This is a genomic window from Cupriavidus sp. 2KB_3, assembly GCF_052115685.1.
Classification (GTDB): domain Bacteria; phylum Pseudomonadota; class Gammaproteobacteria; order Burkholderiales; family Burkholderiaceae; genus Cupriavidus; species Cupriavidus campinensis.
This window is the reverse complement of sequence record NZ_JBFRHD010000015.1, coordinates 1-18638: the sequence shown is the minus strand read 5'-3', so window position 1 is coordinate 18638 and position 18638 is coordinate 1. Positions and strand designations below refer to the sequence as shown.

Here is an 18638-nt window from a genome sequence, read left to right as displayed (position 1 = left end):
GTTGTCAGGGTAAGTAAGGGATGAGACTCGCGGTAATCGGACGTGGAATGATCGGCGCGGCGGCGGCGCGGCATTTGTCCAAGATGGGACATCAGGTAGCGTTGATTGGGCCCGATGAGCCGGCCGACTATGCCGGCCATGGTGGCGTCTTTGGCAGCCACTACGATGAAGGCCGCATCACGCGGCGTTTCGATTCCACCCCGTTTTGGCGGGACCTGAACCGCGCCGCGATTACGCGCTACGGGGAGATTCTTGCCGAAAGTGGGGTGGAGTTCTACCGAGAGGCCGGCGTGCTGCACGTGGGTCCGGGCGAGCGCCCGGAGCTGTCTTCCATCGGCGGCATCGCGGCGGAAGCCGGCATTCTCGTTGAAGCCTACGACAACGCCGGCCTCGCGAAGCGATTCCCGTACCTGGGATTTCCGGCTGGAACGCAGGGCTACTTCGAGCCGCAGCATGCCGGCTATATCAGCCCGCGCCGCCTGGTCCGGGCGCAGACCATTGCCGCGGAGCGCGCCGGGGCGCGGATTATCGCCGAACCTGCGCTTGGCATCTCGGAAAGCGACACCGGTGTGACGATCCGGACGAGATCGGGCGATGTGGAGGTCGAACGCGTCCTCGTTGCGGCTGGCGGGCATAGCCAATCACTGCTCGGCCGATCACTGGGTTTCGTCGTCTATGCGCGGACGGCGGCCATGTTTCGGCTGGGTGTCGCGGAGGTTCAACGCCTCGCCGGCATGCCATCGATGCGCTGTTTCGGACCCAAGGGCGCGGATCCTTATATTCTGCCGCCCATCCGCTATCCGGACGGTCAAACCTGGCTAAAGCTCGGCGGAGATCCGGTGGATATTCCCCTCGAAAGCGAGGCGGATATCAAGGACTGGTTCCGCTCCGGCGGCTCGAATGCCGTGGCGGACGCGCTGGAGCAGCAGATCCTTGACCGCATTCCCGGCCTGCATGTTGAAGAACGCCGCGTCGTGCCCTGCATGACCACCTTCGGCAAGACTGGCTTGCCTTGCATCGGGCCGCTTTCGGCGCGCGTGGCCATTGCATTCGGCTGCTACGGCAAGAGCGCGAAGTGTTCGGACGAATTGGGTCGATTGGGGGGTATGGCGCTGCTTGGTGAGATCAACGCAGCGCTTGCGCCCTGACGATGCCAATTCAGGACAGGATCATGATGATGACCATCCCCGAGATCGTGAGGAGCGTGTTGCCGACGGCATAGCACACCGTATAGCCGAGCCCCGGAACCTGACTCTGCGCCACTTCGCAGATCATGCCCAGTGCTGCCGTGGTGGCCCGAGCACCGGCGCAAGCCCCCAGCAGGATGGCCGGGTGAAAGCGGAAGACGTACTTGGCCAGGAACATGCTGACGAGCAACGGCACAGTGGTGGCGAAAATGCCCCAGAGCAGCAGGCTGACGCCAAGCTTCTGCAAGCCCGCGATGAAGCCCGGGCCGGCGGAGATGCCCACCACGGCGATGAAGACGTTCAGGCCGACCGAACTCATGAACCAGATCGTGGGCTCGGGAATCTGGCCGAACGTGGGGCGTATCGCCCGGATCCACCCGAACATCAGTCCAGCGATGAGGGTGCCGCCTGCGGTAGAGATCGTCAGTGGGATGCTGCCCAGCCTCAGCACAGCCGCTCCCACCAGCGCGCCGATCAGAATGGCCAGTGACATGGAGGCCACATCCGTCACTTTGGTCGGGCGGTCGATATAGCCCAGTTGCCGGGCCGCAGCGTTGATGTCCTGGGTTCGGCCCACCACCGTGATCACGTCACCACGGTAAAGCTTGGTCTTCGGCAATAGCGGAATGCCGGTTTCGGTCGGCCCCCGCTTGATGTGCTTGAGAAACACCCCACGCGCTCCCGGCCAGCGGGCCAGTTCGCGGAGCGTGCGGCCATCCACCGCCTTGTTGGTGACATAGATGTCGACGCCCTCGGTCTGCACATTGAGGAGTTCGGCATCCTCGACCTCCAGAGACATCGGCCCCAACCGCTCGATCAGCTGGTCGCGCTTGCCGCCGATTGCGACGATATCGCCGGGCGCCAGCTTTGTGTCCATCCCCGGTTCGATGATCCCGCCATCGCGCCGAATGCGCTCGATGAAGGCGCGATGGCCCTCCGGGGTGTGGGCTTCCAGGTCCGCGACCGTCCGGCCGATGAACGGACTGTCCGCCCCAACGCGATAAGCGCGGATCTCGAAGTCATGCCATTCCGTTCCCGCTTCGGCGGCTTCTCCTGCGCCAAGCTCCCGCTCGTAGTCCTTGCACGCGGCAACAAGATCGATTCCCAGCAGCTTTGGCCCGAGCTGCGCGAGGATCAGGGCTGACCCCACCGTGCCAAAGATATAGGTGACCGCGTAGGCGATGGGCATGCTCTCCAGCAGTTCGCGGGTCTCGTCCGGCGGCAGGCCGAGGCGGTTGATGGCATCGGTGGCCAGGCCCATCGAGGCGGAGATGGTCTGCGATCCCGCGAACAATCCGGCCGCCGAGCCCAGGCTGTAGTGGGCCATGACCGCCGCCCCGGTCACTGCAGCCAGGGAGAGCAGGCATGACACGGCCGCAAAGATGACCTGGGGCACGCCGTCCCGGGCGATGCCGCGCACGAATTGCGGGCCGACGCTATACCCCACCGCAAAGAGGAACATCAGGAAGAAGACGGCCTTGACGTTGGGCGAGATGGTGACGCCGAGCGTGCCGATGGCGATGGACACGAGCAGGGTGGCGGTGACCGCGCCAAGGCTGAAGCCCTTGAAGCTCTTGCCACCCACCCAGTAGCCAATGCACAGCGCGAGGAAGATGGCGATCTCCGGATACGCTTTTAACGTCGATGCGAGCCAGGACATGGTGATACTCCGTTGTTCAGCAAGGGATACGGCGTGGATTCCATGTCTTCGTCCAGAACCACGCGGGACTGTGCGCCGATCCCCATCGACGCTTATTGGATTTGAAGGGATTTGGCGAGCCGGAGGAGGTTGTGCGGGTCCACCCGGATCAGTCCGCCCCGCGGGCTATCGATGTCCGCGATCAGCATGAACGACGCCGCGACAACCAGCGGCAGCACGAACAACATCCTTCGCTCCGAGCGCGACTTCCTGACTGCGTATCCAATGAGTACATTGCTGCAGATCGCAACCAGCAGCATGAATAACCACGCGGCACTCGGAATGCGGTTCCACCACGCTGCCTGCGTGTAGCCTTCGCTGTTCAGTACATCGTTCATTCCCGCCGCCACCAGCGCGCGGACCACATTTGGCTCGGCGATGGCGTTCCGCTGCACGATGGTCCAGAGCTGCGTCTGCAATGCCGACGTCTCGGCATCAGCGTGCTGGAGTTGCGAGGGGTCACGAATCGTATAGAAGCGCAAACGCTGGTCCAGATACAGCCTGAGCAGGTTCCGGGTCTTTTCTGCCTCGTCACCGGGTAGAAATCCCGCCCGAAGGAATTCCGTGCCGATGGCGTTGGCTTCCGCTTCCTCGTAGTTCTTGCGCAAATCGTAGCGATTCACTGCCATGGCGAAGCTGAAGCCGATCAGCAAGGCCAGCAGTGTCAGCACGGAACCCTGGATGACGCCGTCGCTCGCTTCAGATCGTTCTCCTGCGTCGCGCCCCGGAAACAGCAGGCGGGAGCCGAGCCATTCGGCTAACCATAACGTGATGAGTGTGATCAGGAATACCAGTAGCGGGTAATCCTTGATGACCAGTTCCATGGTCTTCTCCGATAAATGGAGCATCTCAGCGCGCGCGCGGAAATAGATTGACCACCCGAGTGGCCACGGCGCGTGCCACGGCGTACGGGAGGCAGATCAATACTGGCCCGAGCACGGCCGCCGCACCGGGATGCACCACACCATAGATAAGCAGTTGCGCCAGCGCATCCAGCGTAATGCCCATGGCCAGCAAGTCGCGTACGGCGGACAGTCCGCTGCGCAGCAGATCCTTGCGATGCCCGGCATCGGTGACCAGCGCATAGATATAGGGCAGGCGCCCCGCGTGAGCGTCGTGCCACCCGGCGCGCACGCCGAGCAGTACGGCAATCAGCGGTTGCAAGACAAAACGCATCCGGCCTGGGCCCGTGAAGCGTTGCGGCAGCTCCTCAAGGAACTGGTGGGAGAAGAGATAGATTCTCCCGGTCTCGAACGTGTCGCGCACGGCCGACGGCAGCGCAGCTACGAGGATCAGTACGGCGATGACAGTCAGGACAGTGCTGACCTTCCTGCGCTCGATATTCATAAGGCCTCGCCAGGTGCGTAAGACTCCCCCCCCACACATAAGAAAAGGCGATTATCTCGATCCGCCATTGCGCTATATCAATCTGTTCGCGTGAAGCGTGCCGGAATTACTCAATCGTCAGCTTGTCGGGTATCGGGCGCACAAAGGCGAGCCGCGCTGCCCTCCATTTGTTGATCTGCAACAAGCATTTCAGTACGACATCACCTAGCGTGGACATTACCCAGTGGGCCGAGGGCGTAAGCGACTGTCGCGAGCGCGTGGCGCTGGACAAAAAGATTCCCAAAGGACGCTTTGTCCGTCGGGTTAAGCGCTAAGCGAGGTGAATAATGGCCGTCATTTCAGACAAGGTTACCGCCTACGATGAATTCAACTACAAGGTGTCTGATGATCAGTTTCCGAAGGAGGGCATGTCAGCGCGCGCGGCAGCCGCGCTGGTCATCAGTGAAGAATGGACCGATGCGAATCCGATGCTGAATATGTCGTCCTTCGTGACGACGTGGGCGGAGCCGGAGGCGAGAGAGGTGGCTGCGCGGAACATCTTCAAGAACTATATCGACCACGATATGTACCCGCAGGTCTTCGCGAACGAGCAACGGATGGTGCGCTGGCTGCATCAGCTCTGGAACGGGCCCAAAGGTGCGGAGCCCTATGGCACGGCGACCGTCGGCTCGTCCGAGGCCTGCATGCTTGCGGGCCTCGCGCACAAATGGAACTGGCGGCAGAAACGCCAGGCGGAGGGCAAGGACGTCACGCGACCCAATATGGTGACAGGCGGAAACGTGCAGATTGTCTGGAAGAAATTCCTGCGCTATTTCGATGTCGAGCCGCGCATCGTACCGCTCAAACCGGGTAACTATCGGCTGACTGCCGAAGACCTTGACAAGTACGTTGACGAAAACACGATTGCTGTGGTGGCGATTGCCGGACAGACATTCACCGGGGAAGATGACGACATCCAGGCCATTCACGACTGGCTGGACGACTACGAGCGGCGCACAGGCATCTCGGTGCCGATGCATATCGACGGGGCTTCCGGCGGCTTTGTGAACCCGTTCCTGTACCCGGATTATAAATGGGATTTTCGTCTGCCACGGGTGTTATCGATCAATGCCTCGGGCCATAAGTATGGGTTGACGCCGCCGGGGCTGGGCTGGGTGATTTTCCGCGAGCGCAAGATCTTCAACGAGGATCTGGTCTTCTATGTGAATTATCTGGGCGGGGAGATGCCCACCGCCACGCTCAACTTCAGCCGTAACGCCTTCCAGGTCGCCGTGCAGTATTACCTCTTTCTGCATCTCGGCTTCGAGGGGTATCGGCGGATCATGAAGCACACCTTGGACAACGCGATTGCGTTGCGCAAGGTTCTGGTCGAGAGCGGGTATTTCGACATCATGAACGAGAGCCAGCGCATTCCGGTGGTGGCCGTTACCCTGAACAAGAAGATCAAGAATTTCAACGAATTCGATGTCTCGAACAAGGTAAGGGAGCGCGGCTGGGTATTGTCCGCCTATACGATGCCGCCGAATGCGGAGTCGGTGACGAGCCTGCGCGTTGTCATTCGACCGCACATCAATCACACCGTGGCGATGTTGCTCGCGCAGGATATCGTCAAGGCCTGCCAATACCTCGAAAAGAATGGCGGCAATGCGAAGCCTCCCATGCTCCACGCCAAGGAGAAGACAACGCAGGTCAAGTGCTAGTGGGAGGAGGGGAGGGGCCTATTGGCCCCTCCACGCCTATATTTCCTCCCTCTGCGCCTCGATGCGTCCGTCCCGGATGGCTGCGAGAAAGGCTCGATAATCTCCGCGATTCTGCGAGCAGTACTCTGTGGCGAATTCGCAGATTGCGTCGTCAAACGTCTGGCCAGAACCCATATAGCCGGCGATCACGGCGGCATCCCCAGAGCGCGCATGGGCGCGGGCCAGTGCGTGGGCGCACATCCTTCCATACTGGCGAAGCATGCCAGTGTCCCAGTCTTCAATCACCGCGCTGAGTTTCATGTCGCGCAACTGGCGGACGTAGAAGTCGCGTCTGTTCTTGCCTCGGGTCCACCCAAGAAAGACATCGCTGGCCGCCTGCATCAGGCGCTGCCCGGCGACGACGCGCTCGCCATGATTCTCATGCAGGCTCGCGCCCGCGTACGGTTCCAGCACCGACGCTCTTGCTTCCTTGACCTGCAGGAAGACGGGATCGTTATCGGATGCCAGGAACAGGGCGACGGCGCACATTGTGCCGACGCTGCCGACGCCAACCACCTTGATGGCAAGGTCCACAAGGTGAAAGCGGTCGAACAGCACGCGGGTGTGGGCCGGCAGGCTGTCGCGATAGACCGACAGCGCCTCGGAGAAACCTGATGCCATGCCGGGCGCCAATTCCTCTGTCGGATGGAAGATCAGCGGTGGCTCGTCCTTGATACGCGGCGTGGTGCCCGCATCCGTGACGAGCTTCGGATAGAGGTAGTCCGGAACCGATTTGCGTCGTTCCGCCTCGAGGCGCTCGGCCAGACGCTTGCGCGCCTGTGCAACCACCGCGGGGTCGCCATTGCGGTCCTCATACTTCTGCAGATCAATCTTGTCGTACCAGACGTCCAGCGACCGCATCCAGCCATAGTTGAACATGCGCTCGCGATATTCCCTGACCAGGTCGGTCACCACGCGGGCCGCGTCGGCCTTTGGCAAGGCAAGGTGCTCCGCAGCGATGGCAGCGCTGGCCGCCAGGCGCTTGAGGTCCCACTCGAATGGCGCCGGCAGCGTTTCGTCGAGATCGTTGATATCGAAGATCACGTTGCGCTCTGGCGTGGCGAACCCCCCGAAATTCATGAGGTGCGCGTCCCCACACGCCTGCACGCGGATACCGCTGGTCGGTGTGCCGCTGAGGTCCGCCGCCATGATGGCCGCCCCGCCTCGATAGAATGCAAACGGCGAGGCCGCCATGCGGCCGAATCGGATGGGTACCAGCTGGAGGATCCGCCCCTCATTCGATGCCTTCAGGCACTCCACAGGATCGATGCGGTTTGGCGGGGGATGCCAACCGGCCTGCGATGCGCGCGGGGCCATGTCGCGCAGGGCGCGGCCTTTGGCGGCACGTTCGTCCGCCGTCAGGTAACCCGCCGGATGTGTCGGGACTGCGGTACTCATCTGGCGTTTGTCTAGTTTCGTCATCCCGGACTCCTTTTCTCAAACCGGATCGCCCCGCAGCAAGGCCGGCTCACGCTGCGCTGTTTCGTATCCATGGTCGCTTTCCACGATATCGGCGACTGACGTCTGCCGGTCTATCTCGCCCACGCTGTGGTCAAGCCCTTCAGCGCGAAGCAGGGTTCGCGCCTCGCCGAGTGCGCCTACGAGCCGTAGCTGTACTCCCGCCGCGTGCAACTCGTCGGCAAGGGCGGCCAGCATGCGTGCCCCCGCGATGTCCACGGCGGGGGCGGCCGAGAGGTCGCAGATGACGCGCGACAACGGTCCCGCAAACTTGCGGCACTCTTCGCGAATGCGGGCACGGACATGGTCGACGTTGAAATAGAGCAGCGAGGCCTCCGGGCGCAGCACGAGCGTGTGCGGCACGGGTTCGTTGTCTGGATGGCGCTCAGCGTCTGAAAATGCCCGCGTACCCGGTATCCGTCCCAGCACCGCAACATGCGGGTGCGCGGCGCGCCGGATGATCAGCACCATTGAAACCAGCACCGCGATGATCACGCCTTTCAGGATGCCGAGCAGAAGCACGGCAGCGAACGCCACCATGGAGACCACGAATTCGAACCGGCTCACGCGCCAGACGTGGCGAAGCTCCGTCAAATTGACCAATCCCTTCACTGCCACCAGGACGATGGCTGCCAGCACGACAGTGGGCAAGTTTGCCAGCAGACCCGTGAGGAAGATCAGGCACAGCGCAACCGCGATGGAGGCGAACACGAGTGCCAGGGGGGTCTTCGCGCCGGCCTGGTCATTGACAGACGACTGGGAGAGTCCGCCTGCGACCGGGTAAGCCTGGAACAGTCCCGCCGCCAGGTTCGCCGCACCCAGGGCCAATAGCTCCTGTCGCGCATCGATCTCATACTGATGTGCCTGCGCAAGTGCCCGCGCGGCCGATACGCTCTCTACGTAGGATAGGAGCAGGCACGCGAAGGCCAGCGGCACGATGCCGTCTACATCCCGCAGTCGCAACTCCGGCACCCGAAATGCTGGCAGGCCCTGCGGTATGGCCCCCACCACTTTGAACCCTAGCGGCTCCAACGAGACGATTGACGCGATCACAACGGAGACCATGACCACGGCGAGCGCAACGGGCTTCCCGGGCAGGAATCGTTCCCCCAGCAGCAGTACGACGATGACTGCTGCGCCAAACGCGAGCACGGTTACGTTGGTATGTGGAAGCTGGGTGGCGAGGATTTCCACCCGCTCGAAGAAGAACTCGCCGCCGCCTTTGACACCAAACAGTTTTGGCAGCTGGGTCAGGGCGATGGTCAGGGCCGCGCCGGCCTTGAAGCCCAACAGGATGGTTTCGCTGATGAAGTTGACGAGTGAACTGAGTTTCAACAGCCATGCCAGGAAACACATCACGGCGATCAGCACGGCTGTCAGCGCGCAAATGGAAGCCCAGCGTGCCGGGTCTCCGGCGGCCATACCGGCCACGGTGACGCCAACCAGCATCGAGATGGCCGATGTCGGCCCAATCGCGAGTTGGCGCGATGTGCCGAATACTGCATAGAACAGGCCGCCGACCAGGTAGCAGTAGATGCCGTACTCCGGCGGCAATCCGGCAAGCGAGGCATACGCCAGGGACACCGGAATGCCATAGGCGGCCAGCGTGACACCGGCCACCGCATCGTGGGGAAGATATGCCCACGAATAAATGGAGAGCCATTGCGATGGCGGAAACACTGCGCGCCAGCCAGTTGACAACGACGCCGGTCGTTGCGATGCGTCTGGATTCGCGGGCTGCTCGCGCATGATTGCCTCCCCATCTTCGCGGAATCGACCCAGCCGCGGCTCTGGCCTTCGGGTATATGAAGAGATCTGCGCTTTATTCGCAGGACGGGTTTAGCGGTGCTTCGGTACGATTGACGGCATCTAGCAGCAACTTGCTACGGGCACATAGCAGGGTCTCGTCAAAGCGCGCCCTGGCATCGCTAAGGCCCGCCACGTCCTGATGCCTTGCACGTGGGGACTTAAGCAGCATATCGATTTCCGCATGAAGTTCGTCACCCAGATCGCGCACGAACTCCGGACGCAACATGCCCTGCGAGATCAGGTGAGACAACTGGTAGAGGAGGGCGCTCAGACCCTCGGCGTCCGAGGCCGGGCCCTGCTGGGCACGGGTATCGCGCTTGTGCATACATCGTCTCCTGCCTGTGGTTCGCTACTGCAGCATCGCGCATCGGCAAACAGACGCTCTGGTATGCATGTCATCTGCTGCGTTCGATCGGATATCTGTCGAACAGTCGCGACTGCTTTCCATGAAAAGTAGCCGACATTGACGGGCGATCGTTGACGCAACGCAAGTCGTCGAACTGCGGCGGGAGACGTGGGCCCACGCACGACGGGTACGTTGCACTTCACCAGGTATCACGGCCAGTTGCCCGTAGCGGGGCGAATTGCGATGTGCCTTAATCAGCACGTCATAGCGCGCTGTGGCGACCTTGATTCAAGGCAGTGCAATCCGGAAATGGCTCGTCGTATCAGGCAAAAGGCCACATTGTGATTGCGAGAGACTTTTAGGCAGTAATCGACGCATTTGCCAAACCGCAATTCTTGGAGCACTGAAATGACCACTGTACGCAAGGACCTCATCCTGTCGCAGAGCGCTTTCAGCCATGTTGTCGATGTCGACGTCCAAAAGGTCGATATTGCAGCGTGGCTCTTCAATCTTCCCGATGCAGAGTATCAACGCTGCGCGCCGCCCGATCACATCGCCGCCGGCGCAACGTGGACGGACGATGGGCAGCGCATGTCCATCAACGTCGAAATGATCGGCACCGGCCTCGTGGTCCAGCACTACGTCGGCGAAGTCACCGAACCGCAATACTGCAAGATGGTGTCGATCTCCGATGTCTTCACGCCGCATGGACGCACCAAGGTCCAGGTGATCTGGGAGCTGCGCGCAAAAGGCCTGCCTGACGGGAAGACCGAGTACACCAATAGCGTGACCTCACATCCGACCGAGGATTTTCTCGCGTTCCTCGAGAAGAATGGCGTGCCCTTCGAGCAGGCAGCTCGCGGCCGCCAGGCTGCCTCCAGTGATCACAATCGCCGGGAAACTCCGCTCTTCGCCGAAAGCATCGCCCGCGCTGCAAGGATGAGCGGCTGACACATCGCCCGCTGACCTACGCCATCGTCAGCATGATCTTCCCGACATTCTGGTTGGATTCCATGCGGCGATGCGCTTCTGCGGCCTTTTCCAATGGAAACGTGCTGTCGATGACGGGCACCAGGCTGTGACTCGCAAATTGGGGGAGCCACGCCTCGGCGAACCGGCGAGTCATGGCATGTTTCACGGCCGGCGGGCGCGATTTCATGACCGTTCCCATGATTTGCAGGTGCCGGTAGAGCACCCGGTCCAGCGGAAGCTCGGCCCCTTCGATGCCGCCAAGGATGCCAACTTGAACCAGCCGGCCGCCAAAATCCAGGGAGCGAATGTTGCGTGCCAGGTAGGGCGCGCCGACGAAATCGATGATCACGTCCACGCCGCGCCCCGCGGTGACTTTATTCACCACTGCCTCGAAGTCTTCGCTTTTGTAATCAATGGCGATATCCGCGCCGAAGCCGAGTACGGCTTCGCGCTTGCTGCCGTCGGCCGTTGCCAGGACCCTGGCGCCTACCGCGTGCGCCAGTTGCACCGCGGCCGAGCCAACGCCACCAGCCGCCGCATGGATCAGCACTGACTCGTCTGATGTCAGCCGACCCAGATGACCAAGGGCTTCCCAGGCGGTGACGAATACTTCTGGCAACGCACCCGCATGTACGTCGCCCAGCCCATCGGGAATGTGCATGGCCATGCGATAGTCGATGCGTGCCAGTTCCGCGTAACCGCCGCCGCCCACGATTCCCATGACGCGGTCGCCAATGGCGAAGCCCTGCGTCTCGGAGCCCATCGCAATCACCTCGCCGGCGATCTCCAGGCCCATGATGTCCGAATCGCCGAAGTTCGCGCGTCCGTACCCGCCACGCCTGTGCGTGAGGTCAGCACGGTTGAGACCGGCAGCACGATTGCGCACCAGTAAGTCATGGGGCCTGACCTCCGGATCCGGCACGTCGGTGAGTTGCAGAACGTCGGCATCGCCGAATTCAGCGAAAGTGATGGCTTTCATTGCTAGTCCCTGGTTGATCGCACTCGCGCCGGACGATAGGCGCCCGGCCATTGGCAGCCAGTATAGAGTTGCGTACCGATGAATTGGTGCGGCAATATTCAGCTTCTCTAATGCAAAAACGCATCACAAGGCCAACAGCATGAATTGGGATGACGCACGAATTTTCCTTGCGGTGCAGCGTGAACGTACGCTGCGCAAGGCCGCCAAGGTAGTGGGGCTGGACCAGGCTACCGTAGGACGGCGCCTTGCTGCGCTTGAGCATGCACTGAGCGCCACCTTGTTCTTTCGGGCGTCGGATGGCTATGCCCTGACGTCTGCCGGCGAAAGCGTCCTGAAAGCAGCCGAGAAAATGGAGCAGTCCGCCCATGAACTGGTCAGGCAGGCACACGGTATAGACAATCGGCTGGCGGGTGAGGTGAGGGTGACGACGACCGACTCGCTCGCACTCGCGTTCGTGATCCCTGCGATTGCCAGCTTGCATGTCGATCATCCGGACGTGAGAGTGCAGTTGAGCACGTCCACGCAGATGCTCAACCTCGCTCGGCGCGAATCGGATATCGCCATTCGTACGCAGAAGCCAGAAAGTCCCGACCTGGTAGCGCGAAGGCTGGCGCGCTGGCGTGTGGGGCTCTATGCAACGGAGCAATATCTGCGGCGCCACGGCGAGCCCGAACGTGGCACGGGATTGGCGGGACACGATCTCGTGCTGTACCAGCCGTTCCTGTCAGGCAATGGCAGGCCCACCTTGGTGGGCGAGCCTATCCATGCAGGACGCATCGTCGCCAGCGTTCACTCAAGCCTCATGCTGCGAGCGATGATCCGTGCCGATATCGGCATTGGCGAGGTGCCGGTGCATATGGGCGAGCGGGACGGGCTGGTAAGGATCTGGCCTGAACTTTCGAGGGGGGCTGCCTACGAAGTCTGGCTGGTCACCCACCAGGACCTCCGCCATACCGCGAGGGTTCGGGCCATGATCGATGCCATTGTGGCGCGCTTTGAGGTCGAGGACTGAGGCATATGGGTGTCAAAAACGCCTTTATCGCGTGCGCCTGAACCCCGGGGACTGGACCCTGCCTCCGGGGTGGCCCGGCGCAATGGAATCGGGGACATGGAGAATGATCTGGGGCCCCGTATACGACCGTTTGGCTTCATGCATGCTTTACCCCCGTGCGAGATCGGCGCTGGAGATGGTGCCGGAAGTTGAATCCATGGGTGGTTTGGTGGTCACGTGGATGCCGGGGTGGGTGCGCTGGCGGAACGCTCCTTATCCTGCTCGGTGCGCACGAGCGAAGACAACATGTTCCAGTCGCTTGCGAGCGCGCCGAACAGGTCATCGAGCGAAATCACCCCAATTACGGCATCACCATCCAGTACAGCCAGCCGCCTTACGCCGTGGCTGAGCATCAACTGCATTGCGTCGCCGACACCCGCATCTCGTGGAATCGCCACCAAGCCGCGCGTCATGACCTCGACCACGTCGGTCTGGCACGGATCCGCACCGATGGCCGTCGCACCAATGACGATGTCCCTGTCCGTGACCATGCCGACTGCGCGTGTCCCGGTCGATGAGTTCTCTGTCACGATCAGCGCACCGACGTGTTGGTCCCGCATTTGGGTGGCTGCTTCCTGGAGGGTGCAGGACAGTGGGACATGCACGGCTATGGCTGAGCAGATATCCTGAATTAGCATCTTTGTCTCCTTTTGGTATGGACGAATGTAGGTGTTGCGCCTCGCTGTGGCTTGCGCTGGGTCAAGCCAGCTTCACGGGGCGTGCCGGGCGGTGGTCAACCGTCACTTGATCCACGTCAATTGGGTCCGGATGCCCTCACATACGCTAGAAGACGGTCAGTGGGCGAGCCAGGCCGGCAAAGACACCTTCTGCGACATTTCTTTCGCTGTCTCCAACATCACATTGCTGCTACCGACATGCACGGGACAAACGGCGAAGACTCTCCTTTGGATCTCTCCAATGCCGCAGACGCCGACCGTCCTGACCAGAGAGATGGCAGTCACCAGGGCGGTATGCGCCCCGCAACCGCGCAACTCGGGCTGAGCAAGGCAGAGGCAGCCCAGCGCTTGGTCGAGATAGGTCCCAACGCGCTACCGCGAGCGGGGCCGCCGTCGATCGTCGCAGTGTTCCTCCGGCAGTTTCTGAGCCCTCTCATTTACATTCTGCTCGCTGCAGCGGCGGTTGCGCTTGCCCTTGGAGACCCGAGGGATGCCTTGTTTATCGCTGTCGTGCTGATGATCAACGGGGTCGTCGGCACCGCGCAGGAACATTCTGCAGACAAGGCCGCGGCCGCGCTTTCCAAGATGGAGCAGCCGGATGCCACCGTCATCCGCGATGGGGTGCAGCAGCGAATCGAGGCACGCTGTGTGGTGCCGGGTGACATTGTGCTGGTGGAAGCAGGTGGCAGGGTGCCGGCGGATCTCGAACTCGTGGAAGTATCAGATCTGCAGTGCGATGAATCGTTGCTAACCGGCGAATCCTTGCCTGTGCGAAAGCGCGTTATGCAGGAATGTGCCGATGATGAGCCTCACAGTCGCCTGTGCCGTGCCTATGCGGGCACAGTGGTCAACCGGGGGCGGGGCCGGGGCGTCGTGGTGGCAACGGGTGCATCGAGCGAGTTCGGCCGCATAGCCCGTGAACTAAACCGAGAATCGGTATCACGCCCCCCGCTTCTCATTCGACTTAATCGCTTCTCTCGATTGATCGCCCTGGCGGTGGGTGTTGCCGTGGCGCTGCTGGTAGCGGTGGGCCTGCTGCGCGGCATGCCGTTGTCCGAACTTTTCATGATGTCAGTGGGACTGGCGGTGAGTGCGATTCCCGAAGGACTGCCGGTCGCGATCTCGGTGGCATTGGCCATCGGCATGCGGCGGATGGCGAAGGCCAACGTCATCGTGCGCAAGATGCCTGCAGTGGAGGCGCTCGGCTCCTGCACGATGATTGCCACGGACAAGACTGGCACATTGACGATGAACGAGCTTGTCGTAACGGACATCTGGCTACCTGATGGGACTGCGCTATCGTGCGATGTTGGCCCGGATGTGGATCGTTGCGCCATCCACACCGCGGACACGACCGATGAGGAAGCCAGGACGCGCGTGTCGGCCTTGCTGAGGGCTGCGGCACTGCCCAATGAAGCGCAGTTCGCCAGGGAAGCGAAGGGCTGGTCCGGTACCGGGGACACTGTGGACATCGCACTTCTGGCTGCGGCGCACAAGGGGGGAACCGTTGCTCACGAGGTCAGGCAACGGTATCCACTGGTCGCGCGCATCCCCTATGAGCCCGACCTGAGATACGCCGCGTCGTTCCACCGGCACGAAGACCGGATCCGCGTTTTCGTCAAAGGCGCACCGGAGACGTTGATCGCAATGTGCGACCAGGTGGATGTGCGTGGAAGCGTCTCGCCGATCAGGCGAGAAGCGCTACTGCAACAAAAGGAGGCGCTCGCCGCACAGGGCCTGCGAGTATTGGCGTTCGCCGAGGGGATCATCGGGGCCGAACCGGACGAGGTCTACGGCCACGGGCACCTGGTCAACCTGACCTTCCTGGGTCTGGCAGGCATGCGGGACCCGGTTCGGCCCGAGGTACCGGATGCCATTCGAAGATGCTACGGCGCCGGCATCGAGATCGCGATGGTGACAGGTGATGATCCGGTCACCGCCAGTGTGGTAGCCACCGAGGCAGGAATACGCTTCAGTGCTGAACAGGTGGTGACAGGCGATCAGGTCCGCCAGGCCGAGCAGCTCGGCGAGGATGCCCTCGACCAATTGACGCGCCATGCGCGGATCTATGCGCGAGTGAGCCCCGACCAGAAGTTGGCGATTGTGATGTCGCTCGCAAGAGCAGGTCATTTCATAGCGGTGACTGGAGACGGGGTGAACGACGCGCCTGCGCTCAAGCATGCCCATGTCGGCGTGGCAATGGGGCGCCGGGGTACCGAGGTGGCCAAGGAAAGCGCGGATATCGTCATCGCAGACGACAACTTTGCGTCGATTGTAAGTGGCATCCGCGAAGGTAGGGTAGCCTACGCGAACATCCGCAAGGTGATCTTCATGCTGGTCTCCACGGGCGCTGCAGAAGTCACGCTGTTCATGCTGGCGATCCCGCTCGGACTGCCGATGCCTTTGCTGCCGGTGCAACTCCTCTGGCTCAATCTGGTGACCAACGGCATTCAGGACGTAGCGCTGGCCGCTGAGCATGCCGAAGGCGACGAACTGTCCTATCCCCCTCGCAAGCCGCAGGAACCCATATTCGACAGCGTGATGATCCGCCGCATCGGTCATTCGACACTTGTGATGGGCGCTGGTGGCTTCATTACATTCTATTGGATGCTCAGGCACGGCTATCCGGAAGAGGAGGCCCGCAACCTTCTGCTTCTGCTGTTTGTGCTCTTCGAGAACGTACAGACTTTCAACAGTCGCTCGGAGCGCCAGTCTGTAATCCGACTGGGCTTCTTTTCGAATCCGATGTTGGTGGTAAGCGTGCTTGCCGCCCAGGCGCTGCATATAGTGGCGATGTATGTGCCGGGTCTGAGTGAGACGGTGCATCTCACCCCTGTGTCGGTCACTGCATGGATCAGTCTGGCGCTGGTCGCAATGATGCTGACGATGGTGATGGAGCTCGACAAAGGGTACAGCAGGGCTGGAAGGAGACGGGCGGGGCATGGCGATGCGCCGGGGATGTCGCCGTGATGGACACGCCAGACCGGGGCCGAACGTGCGCTGGCGCGCGAAGCAGGGGCGTTCGGTCTCGCTGATCATGTCCTGACGCTGGAACGATTCATCACGCACCTGAGGCGTGCGGCCCTCGGCATGGCATGGTCGCGTCTCGCGTCTATGCTTCGAGGACGTATCATGAATTTCCAACTGCGGGCGGGCTGCTGAGCAGGGGATGGGGCCGCCCATTTTAGGTGTGTTTTATGGCAAGCTTCAGCCGAAGACTCCATCCAATTCGGGACTGTCGAAGCTATGAGCCTCCACACTTATATGCTGTTTATAGGCGCGAGCCTTGTTTTGTGTCCCGTCCCTGGACCCGATATGTTGTTTTTGCTCGGAAGAATGATTGCCCAGGGGCGTGCGGCAGGTCTGTGCGCTGCGTTCGGAATCAATCTCGGCGCCTATGTGCACTTGCTCGCCGCGGTAACGGGTCTCTCAGCACTTATCCTCGCGTCGGCGACGGCGTTTTCCGTAGTCAAGTGGTTAGGGGCGGCATATCTGATTTATCTCGGTTGGGGAGCGTTGCGCTCTAAAGGAGGCATCGTTCCTAGCGAGCTCGATGCTCGGAAGAACGCTCTGCACCGGATATTCTGGCAGGGCTTTCTTAGTGATGTGTTGAATCCGCAGTCGGTAGTCGCCTCTCACCCTGTAGGCGGTAACTAATCCGTCTGCCGGCCGCGAGATACGGAGACAGGCGGATTGTGGTGAATCGCACGCTCCAGATCGAGCCTATTGATCTGTCGTTGCCGCTTCACGCTTAGCGGCACCTTTGCGGGCCGCGGCGGATCCCCTGAGAGGGTGCGCGAGGGCGCGCCCCAGCGGCGGTTATCCCTCTGCGCCTGCACTTCTGCGGCAACGGCCAGCGTGCGCCCCAGCCGCTTGTTGTCGACGATCGCACCCTGGTCGACTTCGGCGAACCGGTCATAGGTGGTCTAGGGCAGGGCAGCGCCATCGGCCCATAGCTCGACCCGGCCATCGGGGTACTCCGCCACCTCGATATAGCGGTGGATCAGCCGGCGATGTTCAGGCAGGTCCTCGAGCAGGTACATGACCTTCGCATACTGCAGTGTGAGGCTCTGCGAGACCTTGCGCCATTCGCGCCAGCTGAAGATCCGTTCCAGRTCCTCGTCACCGCGCAGCGGCCGATGGGCATCGAAGTCGCTGCGCGGCACCTTGGCGAAGCGCGCGTTGAAGTCAGCCATGAAGGCCGGCGCGTAGGCGTTGGCGGCTTCCATGCTGGAAATCTCCCGCAGCCGCAATTCCTTGACCAACCGGTCCTGCAGCGTGCCGTTCATTCGCTCGACGCGGCCCTTGGCCTGGCTCGTGTTGGCGCACAGGATGTCGATGTTCAGCTCGAACAGGGCGCGCCCGAACTGCGTATAGCCGCGGCCTTCGGCATTCTCCTGTCGGTTGACGCGGAAGACGCCAGCCTTGTCGGAATAGAACGCCATCGGCTTGCCGTGCCGTTCGATATAGGCCCGGGTGGCGGCAAAGTAGGCTGGCGTCGATTCGGTCGGCACGAACAGCAGCTGCATCAGCCGGCCGGTGGCGTCGTCCACGTAGACCAGCAGCGTGCACGCCGCCGCCCGGTCCTCGAACCAGTGATGATCGCTGCCATCGATCTGCACCAGCTTGCCCAGGCAGGCGCGGCGGTTCCTCGGCTGGTGGACCTTGGGCGGGCGCAGCTTCCTCGGCACCCAGAAGCCGGCGTCGATCATGATCCGGCGGACGCACGCGGAGGAGATATCAATGCCGTGGCGCTCGCGCAGCTTCTCGGCGGCCAGGGTCGGACCAAAGTCGGCGTAGCTGTCGCGGACGAGGCCGCGGACACGAGATTCCAGGCCGGGAGGCAACTGGCGATTGCTGGAACGTCCGCGCTTGCGCGATACCAGCCCGCTTGGCCCGTCCTCCAGGAGCCGCAAGACCAGCCGTCTGACATGCCGGGCACTGACGCCCAGACGTTCGGCTGCCCGCCAGCGCGCAAGGTGCCCATCGGCCACAGCCTGGATCACCTTCATGCGGTCAACTTCGCGCATGCTCATGGTCACCAATCCTTGTCTGTGCATGGCTGCCTCCCAAAGCGCCCGACGAAACTCGGAGCGTCCGGGGAGGCAGCCTCAGGTGACATCTCTATTCATCGCAAAGGTGACATTACTAATAACGGCCAACATCAATTGTCTAGGCGGTTCTGAAAGGTCGCCTCGTCCGCTAAATAGAAATGTCAGTCCGGGCGTGCTTTTTGTGCGGGGTGGGATGTTTTTTGTGGGGTGCCCGTAAGGCGGTGGCGCTGGCCGATGGCGCCTGAGCCGGGAGCAGGGTGGGACATTCCGTTCCCGCGATGGCGCGTTCCAGATCCAGCCGGTTGATCAGCCGTTGGCGG

At 61.8% G+C, this 18638-nt stretch carries 14 protein-coding genes and 1 pseudogene; 6 read left to right on the top strand and 9 right to left on the bottom strand.

The features are described from left to right. Positions 1 to 20: 20 nt before the first annotated feature. The gene (locus AB4120_RS16860; RefSeq protein WP_149137802.1) at positions 21 to 1148 is read left to right on the top strand and encodes an NAD(P)/FAD-dependent oxidoreductase; all 1128 of its coding nucleotides are present in this window, start codon (positions 21 to 23) and stop codon (positions 1146 to 1148) included. Positions 1149 to 1158: 10 nt separating this feature from the next. Here the strand turns inward: AB4120_RS16860 and aspT are convergent, their stop codons facing one another. The 3 genes from aspT to AB4120_RS16845 all read right to left on the bottom strand — a co-directional run bounded on the left by aspT (position 1159) and on the right by AB4120_RS16845 (position 4233). Beyond that, entirely contained in the window at positions 1159 to 2847 is a 1689-nt protein-coding gene (aspT, locus tag AB4120_RS16855; protein WP_441642605.1) for an aspartate-alanine antiporter, read from the bottom strand. Positions 2848 to 2939: 92 nt separating this feature from the next. Beyond that, positions 2940 to 3710, bottom strand: a complete 771-nt coding sequence (locus AB4120_RS16850) for a bestrophin-like domain (RefSeq protein WP_187645255.1) — start codon at positions 3708 to 3710, stop codon at positions 2940 to 2942. Positions 3711 to 3735: 25 nt separating this feature from the next. Continuing rightward, positions 3736 to 4233 (bottom strand): hypothetical protein, encoded by a 498-nt coding sequence (locus tag AB4120_RS16845; RefSeq protein WP_441642604.1) that lies wholly within the window; start codon positions 4231 to 4233, stop codon positions 3736 to 3738. Positions 4234 to 4559: 326 nt separating this feature from the next. Here AB4120_RS16845 and AB4120_RS16840 point away from each other — a divergent pair, with 326 nt between their 5' ends. Beyond that, entirely contained in the window at positions 4560 to 5933 is a 1374-nt protein-coding gene (locus tag AB4120_RS16840) for a glutamate decarboxylase (protein WP_149137799.1), read from the top strand. Between the two features lie 36 nt (positions 5934 to 5969). Here AB4120_RS16840 and AB4120_RS16835 read toward each other — a convergent pair whose 3' ends face one another. The 3 genes from AB4120_RS16835 to AB4120_RS16825 all read right to left on the bottom strand — a co-directional run bounded on the left by AB4120_RS16835 (position 5970) and on the right by AB4120_RS16825 (position 9564). Further along, a complete protein-coding gene (locus AB4120_RS16835; RefSeq protein ID WP_441642603.1) occupies positions 5970 to 7394 on the bottom strand; it encodes a DUF2252 domain-containing protein in 1425 nt (474 codons plus the stop codon). A 15-nt stretch (positions 7395 to 7409) separates the two neighbouring features. Next, entirely contained in the window at positions 7410 to 9179 is a 1770-nt protein-coding gene (locus AB4120_RS16830) for a SulP family inorganic anion transporter (RefSeq protein ID WP_441642602.1), read from the bottom strand. A gap of 73 nt (positions 9180 to 9252) precedes the next feature. Further along, positions 9253 to 9564 (bottom strand): hypothetical protein, encoded by a 312-nt coding sequence (locus AB4120_RS16825; RefSeq protein ID WP_149137796.1) that lies wholly within the window; start codon positions 9562 to 9564, stop codon positions 9253 to 9255. Between the two features lie 429 nt (positions 9565 to 9993). Here AB4120_RS16825 and AB4120_RS16820 point away from each other — a divergent pair, with 429 nt between their 5' ends. Continuing rightward, on the top strand, positions 9994 to 10536 hold the full coding sequence (locus AB4120_RS16820) for a hypothetical protein (protein WP_441642601.1): 543 nt from the start codon (positions 9994 to 9996) through the stop codon (positions 10534 to 10536). A 16-nt stretch (positions 10537 to 10552) separates the two neighbouring features. Here the strand turns inward: AB4120_RS16820 and AB4120_RS16815 are convergent, their stop codons facing one another. Beyond that, positions 10553 to 11536 (bottom strand): NAD(P)H-quinone oxidoreductase, encoded by a 984-nt coding sequence (locus AB4120_RS16815; RefSeq protein ID WP_149137794.1) that lies wholly within the window; start codon positions 11534 to 11536, stop codon positions 10553 to 10555. A gap of 139 nt (positions 11537 to 11675) precedes the next feature. On the opposite strand from AB4120_RS16815, the gene AB4120_RS16810 reads away from it, so the two are divergent. Beyond that, positions 11676 to 12548, top strand: a complete 873-nt coding sequence (locus tag AB4120_RS16810) for a LysR family transcriptional regulator (RefSeq protein WP_441642600.1) — start codon at positions 11676 to 11678, stop codon at positions 12546 to 12548. Between the two features lie 212 nt (positions 12549 to 12760). On the opposite strand, the gene AB4120_RS16805 is transcribed toward AB4120_RS16810, so the two are convergent. After that, the gene (locus AB4120_RS16805; protein ID WP_149137793.1) at positions 12761 to 13225 is read right to left on the bottom strand and encodes a CBS domain-containing protein; all 465 of its coding nucleotides are present in this window, start codon (positions 13223 to 13225) and stop codon (positions 12761 to 12763) included. 267 nt (positions 13226 to 13492) lie between these two features. Here AB4120_RS16805 and AB4120_RS16800 point away from each other — a divergent pair, with 267 nt between their 5' ends. After that, positions 13493 to 16234 carry a cation-translocating P-type ATPase gene (locus AB4120_RS16800; RefSeq protein WP_441642599.1) on the top strand — a complete coding sequence of 914 codons (2742 nt, stop codon included), beginning with the start codon at positions 13493 to 13495 and terminating at the stop codon, positions 16232 to 16234. Positions 16235 to 16510: 276 nt separating this feature from the next. Continuing rightward, positions 16511 to 16921, top strand: a complete 411-nt coding sequence (locus AB4120_RS16795; RefSeq protein ID WP_441642598.1) for a LysE family translocator — start codon at positions 16511 to 16513, stop codon at positions 16919 to 16921. On the opposite strand, the pseudogene AB4120_RS16790 reads toward AB4120_RS16795, so the two are convergent. After that, positions 16918 to 18300 (bottom strand): annotated as a pseudogene (locus AB4120_RS16790) (ISNCY family transposase). The gene AB4120_RS16795 and the pseudogene AB4120_RS16790 sit on opposite strands and share 4 nt — an antisense overlap. Positions 18301 to 18638: the final 338 nt, after the last annotated feature.